At 49.5% G+C, this 12746-nt stretch carries 13 protein-coding genes; all 13 read right to left on the reverse strand.

The window, feature by feature from the left end; all coding sequences use genetic code 11:
• Positions 1-514: 514 nt before the first annotated feature.
• The 13 genes from AC0LWT_RS36310 to AC0LWT_RS36370 all read right to left on the reverse strand — a co-directional run bounded on the left by AC0LWT_RS36310 (position 515) and on the right by AC0LWT_RS36370 (position 12733).
• Positions 515-1990, reverse strand: coding sequence for an ATP-binding protein (locus tag AC0LWT_RS36310; protein WP_474686692.1), 1476 nt, complete (start codon positions 1988-1990; stop codon positions 515-517).
• A gap of 1122 nt (positions 1991-3112) precedes the next feature.
• On the reverse strand, positions 3113-4120 hold the full coding sequence (locus AC0LWT_RS36315; protein WP_474686693.1) for a TIR domain-containing protein: 1008 nt from the start codon (positions 4118-4120) through the stop codon (positions 3113-3115).
• Between the two features lie 168 nt (positions 4121-4288).
• Positions 4289-4618 (reverse strand): hypothetical protein, encoded by a 330-nt coding sequence (locus AC0LWT_RS36320; RefSeq protein WP_474686694.1) that lies wholly within the window; start codon positions 4616-4618, stop codon positions 4289-4291.
• A gap of 209 nt (positions 4619-4827) precedes the next feature.
• Entirely contained in the window at positions 4828-5949 is a 1122-nt protein-coding gene (locus AC0LWT_RS36325) for a hypothetical protein (RefSeq protein ID WP_474686695.1), read from the reverse strand.
• A 106-nt stretch (positions 5950-6055) separates the two neighbouring features.
• A complete protein-coding gene (locus AC0LWT_RS36330) occupies positions 6056-6523 on the reverse strand; it encodes a BC1872 family protein (RefSeq protein WP_474686696.1) in 468 nt (155 codons plus the stop codon).
• A 378-nt stretch (positions 6524-6901) separates the two neighbouring features.
• The gene (locus AC0LWT_RS36335; RefSeq protein ID WP_474686697.1) at positions 6902-7099 is read right to left on the reverse strand and encodes a hypothetical protein; all 198 of its coding nucleotides are present in this window, start codon (positions 7097-7099) and stop codon (positions 6902-6904) included.
• 44 nt (positions 7100-7143) lie between these two features.
• Complete coding sequence (locus tag AC0LWT_RS36340; protein WP_474686698.1) at positions 7144-7917, reverse strand: hypothetical protein; 774 nt, start codon at positions 7915-7917, stop codon at positions 7144-7146.
• A 138-nt stretch (positions 7918-8055) separates the two neighbouring features.
• A complete protein-coding gene (locus AC0LWT_RS36345; protein WP_474686699.1) occupies positions 8056-8442 on the reverse strand; it encodes a DUF6573 family protein in 387 nt (128 codons plus the stop codon).
• Between the two features lie 11 nt (positions 8443-8453).
• Positions 8454-9206, reverse strand: coding sequence for a hypothetical protein (locus AC0LWT_RS36350; protein WP_474686700.1), 753 nt, complete (start codon positions 9204-9206; stop codon positions 8454-8456).
• A gap of 13 nt (positions 9207-9219) precedes the next feature.
• A complete protein-coding gene (locus AC0LWT_RS36355; RefSeq protein ID WP_474686701.1) occupies positions 9220-9729 on the reverse strand; it encodes a hypothetical protein in 510 nt (169 codons plus the stop codon).
• Between the two features lie 72 nt (positions 9730-9801).
• A complete protein-coding gene (locus tag AC0LWT_RS36360; protein WP_474686702.1) occupies positions 9802-11304 on the reverse strand; it encodes an AAA family ATPase in 1503 nt (500 codons plus the stop codon).
• Between the two features lie 18 nt (positions 11305-11322).
• Positions 11323-11997, reverse strand: a complete 675-nt coding sequence (gene radC / locus AC0LWT_RS36365; protein ID WP_474686703.1) for a RadC family protein — start codon at positions 11995-11997, stop codon at positions 11323-11325.
• A 556-nt stretch (positions 11998-12553) separates the two neighbouring features.
• A complete protein-coding gene (locus AC0LWT_RS36370; RefSeq protein WP_474686704.1) occupies positions 12554-12733 on the reverse strand; it encodes a hypothetical protein in 180 nt (59 codons plus the stop codon).
• Positions 12734-12746 lie beyond the last annotated feature (13 nt).

Raw genomic sequence — 12746 nt, forward strand, 5'->3', positions numbered from 1 at the left:
CCGGCAGAGTAGCCACCCGGCCACTGCCGTCACCGGCGCGCAGTCCAGTGCGTGGATGGCATCCGGGAGAAACCAGAGCGAGAGCCGCCGCAGCTTCGCGGGCCGCATCCTGAAAAACCAGGAACGAGAGCTGCAGCCGCTCGAGCTGGCGCCGCTGGCGCGCCAGTCTACAACTTTATTTTCACAGTCTATCCTGAAATAACTGTCCCCTCTGAAGTGGGGGGGGCAGTTATGGAAGTCTCGAATTTTGCGCAGCCAAATTGAGGGCCTTCCTCGAAATTTCATCATCTGATGGTGCCGCATTAGCGGCATGGGCGTCTAATACTTTATTTTCTTCGGACAGCAGCTTTAGAAAAATAAGTAGTAGATATGACTCATGAGGATGGTTTTGAGAAAGCTGAAAGTCGTAAAAGGGCTTCGCCAAATGCGTGTTGCAGTAGGTGATAAACTCGGCGATGCGTTCTTCAACGCTTGCGTCATAAAACCATGAAAAATCCCCAAAGAACCTCGGCTCTTATTTGGTCAGGATTTTCATACAAGCATCTAACATTGATACGTTTTTATAAATTGCTATGATAATCTCCTGGCGTGCTCTTGTTAACATTTGATATAGCATTTTGTCTAAACGGTATTCAGGTGCCCCTGATTCTATTACACTCTTAAGTTTGCCAGCGTTATCGTAATAAAAATGTTGATTAATTACCGCAACAACTTTATCGAATTCTTGTCCAATAACCGCGTGCGCGTTGTACCGCCCAACTCGATACTCATCATAGGTTAACGAGTTATAACTAGAACCAGTGTGATTGATTACTTCCCAACCGCTGTCTTTTAGTTGATATAGATAATCTCTTAAGAATTTATCAGAATCGAAGTATTGGATATGGATGCTTTTGTATTCAAAATTAGGGTTGGCCTTATTTCGATCGAATAGATTAATAATAAATGCCGCTAACTCCTTATTGGTCCTTACTTTTTCAGATAGCGGATAGTTTTTGTTTGATACAAGTTCGATTCTACTGCATGACGATTCCGAAGTCGAAAAAACCTGATCCGGGTCGTACGAAAAAATACACTTGGCCTGGTTATTTCTTACGTAGTTAATAATCGTTTCTAGTTGACCACTATAAATTCGTTGGGCTTCGTCGATGATAACCAAGTCGTACTTCGTCGGTCCTGTCAGTACATTGTAAAGCTCCTTTATGGGTTCAATGTTCCAACCATGATTTTGACTTAGCGCAAAATGCCCACCAGCGAGCATTCCACAATGAAAGATGCAGACATTCCAACGTTGCTCAATGAAATGTTTTGCAATATCGTAGGTGAGTAAAGTTTTTCCAGTACCTGGCTTCCCTTCGATAGAATTGAATACATCTGATTTTTGATTGAACGAGTTTACGATCCCTGTTTTCGCAGACAACTGGCTACCGTTAAGAAAATAGCTACCTTCCATGAACTTGTCCGTCGAGTTTAAAGGGGAGACTAGGTATACACTTGGCTTAAAAAGCAAATTAATATCATCAATACTTTTATGTTTTTGACCTTCGATGGCAGAGGCGAGTTCTGCCAATGTGATCTTAATAAGATTGCCGTCCTGGTCCAACGTAAATACGTCCTGGGTTTGTACAACATAAGCGAATAGCATGACAGGCGTTCCCAAAGCCTTTAAATAGTAGTTGTTCTGCGTCAGCTGGTTCGCTATCTTCTCTTCACTACTAACGTTTTTCAACTCTATATCTAAGATATAGTTATGTCCAATCCTTAGCAGATCGAACTCTTTCGATATCTGTGGTATGGTATATCCGACAAAGAAATCGCTCAACTGGTCGGAATCTATGCCGAGATTAAGGACCTCGTTGACAAAAGTAAATATGTCCTTACTCTCTTGCTCCTTAACTTCTATACCCAAATAATCAAGGTACCTTTTAAATTGATCCTCCCCTAATGTTTTAAATCCGTCAACATATGAACATAAATTAATTGAACGCATTTAATCATTCCTCACTTTTGATAGATTCCTAAATCACCGGCGCGCCGCCTGCGGCGGGAACGCACCCGGAAGAACTGGGAGCGAGAGCTGCAGCGTAGCGGTCGGACCGCCATCATCACCGGATGTTCGAAAAAAATAAAGTATTAGACCGTAACTCTTGATTTGACGCGTTTTTTTGGCTTCAAAATCGTTAGCATACGAAAATATGTTTTAGACTGGCCCCGCGATTAAGGTACGTCAAAAGACGAAACCAGAAAATAAAGTATTAGACTCCGCAGAGCGACCCGGTCGCCGCCGTCGCCTTGGCGCCGCATGCGGAAGAACCTGAAGCCCGATCTGCAGCGTAGTCACCCGGCTGCCACCATCACCGGCGCGACGCCTTTGTGCGGATCCCGTGACGAAAGAAACCTAGCGCCGAAGCCGACGTTCGTTGGTCGCGCAAGGGGCATCGCCCAGAGAGAATCAGGAATGCGAGCTGCAGTTGCTGAGGAACTGGTCGCCGGAGCCGGCATACGCCGATCGCGCCGCGGGCATTGCTCGGAGAGAACCAGGAGTGCGGGCTGCTGCTGGAAGCTGGCGGGTCGGACTAAAACTATATTTTCCCGGTCTATCCTGAAATAACTGTTCCCTCTGAAGTGGGGGGCAGTTATGGAAGTCTCGAATTTTGCGCAGCCAAATTGAGGGCCTTCCTCGAAATTTCATCATCTGATGGTGCCGCGTTAGCGGCATGGGCGTCTAAAACTCTATTTTCTTCTGACACCTGATCGCACTTGCTTGCCAGTCTAAGGCTATATTTTCCTTTTCTATTGCTTTATTTTCAGCAGACAGTGGGATGATAAAGAGTGTCCATGTGCAGCCGAAGCAGTGGAGTATCGATGCGTCAAGAAAATAAAAAGACGCAAGGCACGAGCCTTGCGTCACGTTGTTATCTAGCGAATGAAGGCTTTTTCTGAGAAACCTTTCCGCTAGCGATTAGAACATATTCCGCATCTCCACCTTCTACCGATGGACCGATGAAAACTTTTGTGCCTTGCGTTACAACTGCCCCCGTAATCCCCAACCGCCTTCTGCCTTTGTAGGATCCGCTCATATTCCGGACCTTATTACTTCTAGGACGTTTCATCATTTCGAATCCCCTCCAACCAAACTACGAATGGTCGCAAGTAGATCATCGTTTTCCTCGACAATCTCTTGCACTTGGGATGCATTTATCGTGTGATTGCCCGAAAAATGGACGGATAGTACATGCTCCCTACCTAAAGGATAACACAAGACGTAAACATGGGCAATCTCCCGGCGACTGAAAAAGTTCCAGTTCCCCGTATTGAAGCAATTCAGTACGTAGATGTGATCTTCTTGCTGTTTTCCATCGTTCGCATTGAGCGGAAACACCTTGCCTCTTCCCACATTTCCACCGACATGACCCAAGTGCCCATCATCGATTTTCTTCCACAATGCAGCTCCTGTCGAGCGAAAGCCTTGGGGCGCAAGAATGGAATTACGGATCGCTTCCGCATAGGCCGAGTAGCGCTGGTTAGCATTTTCAATGGTGACATTTTTTAAGTATTCCCAAAAAAAGCTCAACACACTATCTTTGCGCTGTATCAGCCTTTCGTTATCGGCGATAATATCCTTTCTTTGTGCAAAAATTCCTTCTTTGGCTACGGCCTCCAGAATTTTTCCGCAGGCGACATCGACGGCTGATGTGAGTCTTTCATTGTCGGTATAACGAAGGAGATTGAGCCCTTCGAGATCAGATGGAAGATGAAACGAAGTAGGTGTTCCCTCTCCGCCTACCGGAATGGTTCGCGGAATAAGGCAATAAACCCGGCGCCGGCCAAGCCTGCCCCAAAATAGCCCCATTTCAAACAGAGTATTATCCCGGGTGATAAAAACCAGCTCGCCGCGGATATTCGCAATATCCTCTGCAGCAAAAATAAATACGCCAAAATCGTTGCTATCAAGCTCAGTATCAAGGGCTTCCATCGTATAATCGTTTGGTCCGAACGTTCCGGCATACCAAGGATTTACGTGGGTCGTAACCTCAAGTTGTTCGGCGACAGCACGTGCATACTTGATCGCTTCACGAGAGCTTCCGATAAAAACTCGCGGCTTTCTATTTACAGTCATATAGACGCTCCTTATAAGATATAAATTACCGCCATTCTACCAGTATACAAGCTGTTTCCACGTCTTGGAAAGAGCCGACATGCAAAAAGGAAGCCCGGCGCCTAAAGGCAGAGGGGCTCTCCTGTGGTTTTTTATTGCCTTTCGGGATGATTACGATGCCCCGCGAAATTAACCAATCCACAATTCGCTTTCTTTATCTAATTCAAAATTCAAGGCACGGGCCTTAGCGAAAAGATCAAACGCGTCACCTACTTCGTAGCCCTTGAGCTCCAGATAGTCACGCATCTGCTCTTCGGTATATCGTACCTCCTTCAACCGTTCGATCTGCAATCGGTCCAGCATTCTTTCAAAGTTTGCAGGGGGAATCTCATGAACGTCCAGGAGCAACTTGAGCAATTCCGGGGATTCGCTGTCCAACCGGAATCGGTGCCCTTCAAATTTCATCACATCCGCCACTTCTTTTGGAAATGCCAGCGAGAGGAGCTTGCGGTTGGCCATGTCCGCCCTTTCGATCACTTGATAGATCGAAAAGCGAAAGGATCGGCTTGTACTACATTCGCAGTTTTTGTGCGACAAGTATTCGGTGTACGTTCTAGGCATATTGTTTGCCCCACCAGCTGTGTGGGGCAGCCCCCGCGCATGCCGGCAAGGGGCTACCTCCTCACATATTGGTTTTTTATTTTCTCTTCAAAGATGCGGCAGGCCGCTTAAGCATAGCAGAGTTCACGACGTTCTGTTACGTAGCCCTCCTTGAGCTCCAAGATCAGGGAGCGGGCATCATCTGGAAGATGTTCGGCCAAGCCGCTTTTTACATGATTACTTCCATAGAACCCCCAGCACGAATCCTTCTCGTTCAGAAACGGCATCCACTCGTCAAAAGTCAGATTGTGAATCTCCAATTGGGTTTCAACACAATCTGCTTTGAGCGCCTCGGTATCGACCGAATACAGCGTAAATCCGTAAACATCGCCTCGTAGATACTGGTCATAGGTCTCGACCTCGTTCTCGAGCATGGCCTTCGCGTAATCCCCCATGATCTCTGCAATCTCTTCGATTTTGAAAACACCGCACAGATCCGGGTTATTACGAGCGGATTCGGTGTACAGGTAGGACCAGTCGACGGTAACCTTGCCATGTGATACTTGCAGGACATTCGCATAATATCTGTGCTCAGAGCCTTTGATTAAGACCTTATCGCCCTTGCGAACCTTTCGGCCTTCGCTTGACGTGAATAACTGCTCATCCGTGTAGCCGGTCTCTTTCAGGAACTTCTCACGGGTGGCGTATATCAAGCCTACCTGGCCCGAATCCCACGAGCAGGAGAAGGCGCTGGTTCTCATCGTGATGCCGCCGTGATCGTACAGATAAAGGGGCAGCATGACGACAAAAGGCTCGAATATCTCTCGTAACTGGCTCAACACCATGTTGTCGATTGCGTAAACAATCCATTCATCTTTAAGCTCACTTAGAGCATCCTGCGCTTTCTCCTTCGTGTCGTACGAATGGCCGTAATGGTAACGCTCCCCGTCCTTGCACAGATACCATTTACCGTTGAACGAATCGCGGGAGGGCTTCACGCCCTTGAACTCTTCGCGCATGTACTTGCGGATGACCTTCTGCCCATGCTCGGTCTTCTCAAAATCGTATGCGAGACTGCGGAAGAAGTCATCGGGTTCGCGGTAATCGTGCTTGTCGCCCAAGGTGTACCGGCGATGCCAGCAAACCATCGACCCCAAATTATCGAATTCTTCCCGCGGGTTGGAAGGACGGTCATCGCATTCAATCTTGAGGCAGTGCTGCTTGTTCATTGCCTTCCAGAAAATCGTCATCTTTGTGTGCCCCTCCGTATAACCGGGGAACCCCCGGGCACGGTAGGGGCTCCCTCCTCACATTTTAGGTTCTTATTGCCGTCCTACTTCTTACCGAACAACCGAATTACGCCGCATTCATTTTCGCAACAACCGCATCATTCATGACGATGGCGGCCTTACAAATCGCCATTTCTACGGTCTTTCCAGCCCCGACAAAGATATCCTCGAAGTAAACCGCCCAAAACATGCCTTGTCCGGATCCGCAGGGAACGAGCGTCGTTTTATCCTCGATAAGCGTGTACTCGAAAACGCGAAACGCGGAAGCAAGCTCCTGAGAAGGCTTAAATGAATCGATCCTGACGAAATTGTCTTGGGTGATGTAATAGGCGGAATCCGATGTGTTTGGCACCCATCCCATGACTTCATCGGCAATATAGCGGTCCCGCTCCTTCGCAGCCATAGCCTCGAACTGATTTAATAACGGTTCGCAGTACAGCCGTGATTGCCGAATATCCTGCTTTTGCAGGTTCTTCAGCTGCTTGGCGCGCAATACCTCGATATGGTTCGGTTGAATATGGTTCAGTATGTTCATATGAATCGCACCCGCTCAGGCCGGCCTCCGGACGGCAGCGGGTACTCCCTCCATTTCGGTTTCTATGAGCCCTATACGCTTTACTCCTGGCTATTCCGAATCTCCTCGAGGTCGAAGTCAATGTTCTTATTGATCTTCTTATCCACATAATCGTCTTGTTCCGCGGCGCGGATGGTCAGCTGTACCTTTTGTTCGTCGGTAAGAATGCCATCGACATCCCGATCGCAAACGCGGTGCCAAAAGAATAGGCGCCTTTCCCCCGAAGAGCCCAGGCTCTTTCTGCAGGACGTTTGTGATCTGAATATCATCAAGGTGAGAAGGAACATCCACAAAAATAATCGCTTTTTTCATATCGTCAGTGTCCTATTCGTCTTTGTTTTAGCCTTCGTGCATGCCGAACGGGGTATCGTAGCATTCGGTGCAAAGATGATACTTCACCTTCGGTTTACGCCCTGGTACCGGGTCTTCATAAATCGGTACATAGTCCTTATTGGCATCCTTCGTTTGGCAGCAGTAACAGGACCGCTCTTGTTCGCCCGCAGGCTTGGTTTCGACGGTAGGATTGCTATTTGACATCGGATATCGCCTCCTGATTGGATAGTTTGACCGGCGGAGCGGGACTACGCGTTGACGCTGCCCGCTCCGTTACATTTAAAGCAGATGCCGTTCTTAACGTGGGTGAAGCGGGTTTGCCCCGTTCCGCCACATCGTTCACACGTTTCCGCTTTCATGCCGGTCATCACCAGTAGTTTATTTATTACCTTCTTCGGTCCGCTGGACGGGACGGGGATCTTTTGTGCCTGCTTCTGCGGTTGTGCCTTTCCCTTTTTCTGCCGCGGTACAAATTCCACGACTTTTCTTGCTCGGTTTGAGGCAACCTGCGCCGGATCTTCCGTTGGCGAATACCCGGCTGGTAAGCCGGGTAACACCAGCTCCGGAGCATAGGGCGGCCGTGAGACGGTTTGCCGAGCAGCTCTTCGCTGTTCGATGAAAACCGCCACTTCCTGGCCTAACGACTCCGAGGAAACGATGCCCCAAGAAAGGGGAAAGAATCGCCGGAAGAGCTTCATGCGAAGTGCCTCGGCCTCCCATACCCAAACCTGGCGGCTTTCCTCGCAAGTGTATCTCCGGAAGTACCAACCGCCCGCCTCCGGGCCGCCATAGGCCCGTGTAACCGAATAAACGTTCACCCATGGAGCAAGTCCAAAGAGGATCGGCAGGTTAGCCATGAGCCAACGCATAATCGCCTTGCAGCGGGAGAGAAGGGACGGACGAGGAATTACTTGCTCCGCCCTCTCTTCCTCTGCAAGTTGCTCTAAACGACGAGCCTCGGCTTCCTGTTGCTCTATTTCCTCCAAAAGAACGAAGATGTCCAACTGCTCAACGTTCGCCATCGTCATCGCCACCGCTTTCTGGAATCGCCCTCTGTGCGAAATTCGCTTCAAGAGCGTCCTTATGATTTGGACTGATGAACCGGATTCCTCGGATGATAGCAAGGCCCAAAATTGCCGCAAGTGTACTCGAAGTCATGCTTACTCCTCCGGGTCCATGACTGTAATGACGATTTCGCCCTCATCGCCAAAATCGAAAACGGCTTTGAGTGTCGTAAACTGATCGTCACCATGATCTCCCTTTATCAAAACAGGGAAAGGGAGTTCGGTTATTCTGCCTACTACATGTCTAGTACCGATGTAAAGCATCCATAGACAGTCCCATAAGGCACCGGATTTCTGCGCCTTAGCCGGCGGCTTGCCCTCGTAAGGCTCAATGCAGCCAATCCAAGCAGCGCTTGTCATCGCGACGGGGTGCTTAAAGCCAACCAGCTTCGCCGCTTCGGTCACATCAATCAGGCTGCCGTCTTCGAACATGTCGGCGCGGGTATAAGCATGAATCAGGTTGTCTCCGAACAAATCGGTCATATCTATCATCCTCACTTTGTATTTTTATTGGTTTTGCCGGCGAAAGGATCCGCACCAAGCCGCACAAGCGCTTCGTCGCGTCCGTAAAAGCGGATATAGTTCGTCCAAACCGCTGCAATCTGCGGGTCAAGACGGTTGCTATCCCTCGCTAGCTGAAACCCTTCCCTGGTCCACCACTGATTCTCCAAATCGGCACGGAACTGTTTTCCCCATTGGCAAGACACCCATGTTTTTGTCCATTTGTTCTTCATCTGTTCAAAGCAGGTTCCAGCGGTGTACCACCGCTTATCCTTAAACTGATAGAAAAGAACAAGATGACCTTCCTCATCGGAGCGAGGCCAATATTCATAACTGACAAGGAGAATGTCCTTCCGTGGCAGCTTCATTTCGGCTGGGATCCGCGCAATCAGGTTGTCGTCAAAGACCGGCGTGTAGTTTTTCGGGGAAGCGGGGCGGTCAAAAATCCCCCGCGCCAGCTGCCCCTTTACCCTCACACACCAAAATCGAACAAGAATTTCGTGTAGGTGTTCCACGAAAGCCATATCGCTGATTTGCTTCTGTGTATGCTGGCGACAGAACATGTCACCTTGTTCGATGAGTCTCCGAACCTCGGCTTCAGCCCGGCCGTCACCGGCGTAGCTGGCATCGGTACGGCGATGATGCCCGAGGTACTGAAACTCATTAAAATAGTCCCTGACGTTCAGTGATGCTTTTTCTAATGCCTCCAAGTAATCGAACAAATCCAGTTGATCCGCTGTTCTCAAGGTCAGCACCACCTTACAGGTCATAGCGCTGCGGTTTTGTTCGACGTACCCGTCTTATCAGGTGGGCGAATTGCCATTCTCCGCTGCTCCGTTTTCGATAGCTCGCCACATTCTGAAGAATCAAAAGCACATTCATTCCGTTCGCTAAGGCCCGTTTGAAGCGGGATTCCTCCACCGGTGTTCCGATAATCCCCTTGCGAGCGTAAAAGCCCTGCAGGGTTAGCGTCACGGCGTAGAGCTGGCAATCCGGATAACGTCTTTTGAACTTGCGGACGGCATCGTCACGAATAGCTTCATACTTGTCCATCTTCGCGTAATAGTAGCCAAGCACCGGGTTGCAATGGAGCTCGTAGACCACGCTCCCCTTGTGGCTGACGATATAATACCGGTTCAGATATCGACTGGTAATCATCGCCTTTATCGCGACGACAGCAGAAGCCATTGGAATGGAAACGGCCACCACTAGAAGTAGTAGAAACAGGTACAGGACGGTTGCTATGAAATACACCATAAACGAAAACATCTCTATTACCTCCTGGAAATGAAATAGGAGGACGGCAAGGTGTCTTACCCTGCGGTCCTCCCTATTACCTAACTATGCACCAACAACTTCGCAAGATAGACCGGCATGCGGGACCACGGCTGTCACAAAAAACTGCGTGCCGGACGCCATGAATTCCTCGGCCGATTCCCCGTTATCCACGAACACGGGAATCCGCCTGCCGTGTATCCGCGCTGCCAAAACGGAAAGCTCAAACGAGCAGCGAATCTTATCAGAGCTGGTTAGAAAGAAGTATTCCTTCTTGTCAAAAAGGAGCTGGTACTGCAGGGTGATATCCCCTTCAGCATCCCGCTTCGTCGTGAGCAAGATTTCAGCACGATGAAGGGAGCGGTTCGCTTCCTCCACCTGCATACTGGCATACCGGAGCAGGAAGTTTTGCATGGACCGAATAATGGCCAGCGTCTTATCCCGCTCCTCTATCCCCTCTTGGATTTGCCGCTCGATGCGAGGTAATCTCTCCGCATGCTGCATATTCTGCCGGTGAAGAGCGAGTTTGCTCTCCAGCCGACTGATCTCGATGCGAAGCTGCTGCATGTCGTAGGCATTGCGCCGATCAAATTCAACAGCTTCCTCCTCGTAGTACTTACGGTCAGAAGCGATCTGATCGCGCAGCACATAGCCCCGCTGCAGCAGGGTTTGGCATTTCGCTGTGATACCATCAAGCTCCGTTTTGCGCGCTGCCATTTCAACCTGCGGGTTGATACCGGCTAGAGGCTGCTTTTTTAAATCCTGCCAACTCATTTCAAGCTCCCTATACTGAATGCCGAGTTCGCTTCGCTCCTTTTCCCATTCTGCAACATGATCGGGCAGAGACGGCGGTCTTGTCTGTGCGAGCGTATCCAGCTCTTGCTTCAAAGCCTCAAGCCCCCGTTCGTCTTGCTCGAGGAAGGATGGGCCGCCGCCTAATGCTTCGGCCATCCGGATCTTGCCCGCTCGCGTTTCGGCATCCTGGATATACTCGTTCCATTCATCAAGCGTGGCTTTGAGTTCCTGTAGGCAGTGGAGCGGGTTCGTCATGTCGCATGTGGCGAGCTGAACTTGGTCCTCTCCTGACAGGCTCTCAAGCACCGCTTGCGTCTCGTGGACGGGCAAAAGCGATAGAATGACGCCTCTTGCTTTAGCAGCTGCAAGGCCACCATAAAAGCCCGGCGAAAATATGCTCAGAAAGAGATCGGTCGGACCGGTGAGCACATCGAATGCCTCTTGATCAACTTCTTTGCCGTCGAGATACAGGAGGGTAGACCGGCCTTTGCTGATCCTGGACAGCTCATGAATGGCTGTTTCGCCGTTCGGGCGGGAAAACTCAAATTGGGTCACGACACGTATTTCCTTCGTAGACCAGTTTTTCAAGCGTTTCCGGATCCCCCTCGAAATGCCGGCGAGATCGCATCCTTTCAGGCACCAAACGATGGCTTCACAAATGGCCGTCTTCCCTTTCCCCCGATCACCGATGATTTCATTCGCCATCCCAAAAGTAAGGGTACGAGGCTCCTCGTAGAGCCTGAAACCGGAAATCTCAAGATAGTTAAGTTTCATGACTTTTTATTGCCTCCCTCACATATGACCCTGTTCTTTCAGGCTTACATGCCGGTCGCCGCCGATGATGACATGATCGAGAAGCTCGATGAGAAGCAACTCGCCGGCCTCTTTCAGACGTTTGGTCAGCGAGATGTCCTCTGGGCTTGGAGTCGGGTCCCCAGAAGGGTGGTTATGAGCGACGCATAGAAAGGCTGCGCCCCGTCGTATCGCCGCCTTAAACACTTCCCGCGGGTGGACGAGTGTGGAATCCAGTATGCCGACGGAAATCGTCTCCCGGCCGATGACCCGATTTTTCATGTTTAGATAAACGGCCACGAAATGTTCCTTATCGAGAAGCTGAAGGTCGCTGACGAAATCCGCTAAGATTTCTGGAGAGCGTATGATCGGCTCTTCCTCCCGCTTCACCACATGTACCCGCCTGGCAAGCTCGAAAACCGCCATCAGATGAAAGCCTTGCTTTTCATCCAGTCCGAACAGAATCGAAAGCTCGAATTCGGATAGAGTCGCCAGAAACGGAAGTCCTTTTTCAAGGATTTGATCGCCGACCATCGAAAGGCAGCGGTCACGTGTCAACGGCTCCAGTACCAAAATCAAGAGGTGCTTATCGGATAGACGGCTGATATCGCAGGTGCGATAGAACACGTCGCGGATCTCTCGAACGGCTGTCTTGTTCATCACCGAAACGGACATCTTTATTGCCTCCCCTCTGATCGAATTACTTTGAAAGCAGCTTGCCGATAACCGTGCAGGCCTTCAAAGCTTCGCGTTGTTCGATCAGACGTTGGGCTTTCATCAGTTGAACTTTAGTCATATTTTGGCGCCCGTACCCTTTGAAAAGGGGCAAAGCCCCTTGCTGCACAAATGGCAGAGGGGCTCCTCCTCACATTATGGGTTATTTATTGCCTTCTACTTCTTGCAAACAGCAGACGAATCAGGGGGATTATCTCGACAAGAGTTTGCCGATGACCGTATAACCTTTCAGCTTCTTGCGAGCCTCCATCTGAAATTGGGCCTTCATCAATTGAAGTTTGCTCATGTTTATGCGCCCATGCCTCAGCTAGCGTGTGGGGCTCTGCCCCTTCGCGCTTGGCAGAGGGGCTTCCTCCTCACACTATGAATTGATTATCTATTGCCTCCAACTTCTTGCTCAGTAAATCTCAGGACTGCATGTTATAAAGGCAGGTTAAATATGCGCTGCCTGCAGTGGAACCAACTGATTCTATTACCAGCCAATCCAAGTAAGATGTCAGCGTTTATGCCTCTCTTCAATATCAAATGCACCTAATTCAATTTGCTCAATCGCTTCACTGAAAGCACTTGCTTGACCGCGATACATTGAGGCATGAAGCAAATTTTCAGCATTTGAAAGGCTCTCTTTTTCTTTGATGGACAACCACTCTAACAACTTTTCTTTATTAATTTGCATAGTTGATTTAATA

Source organism: Paenibacillus sp. sgz302164 (assembly GCF_056120505.1).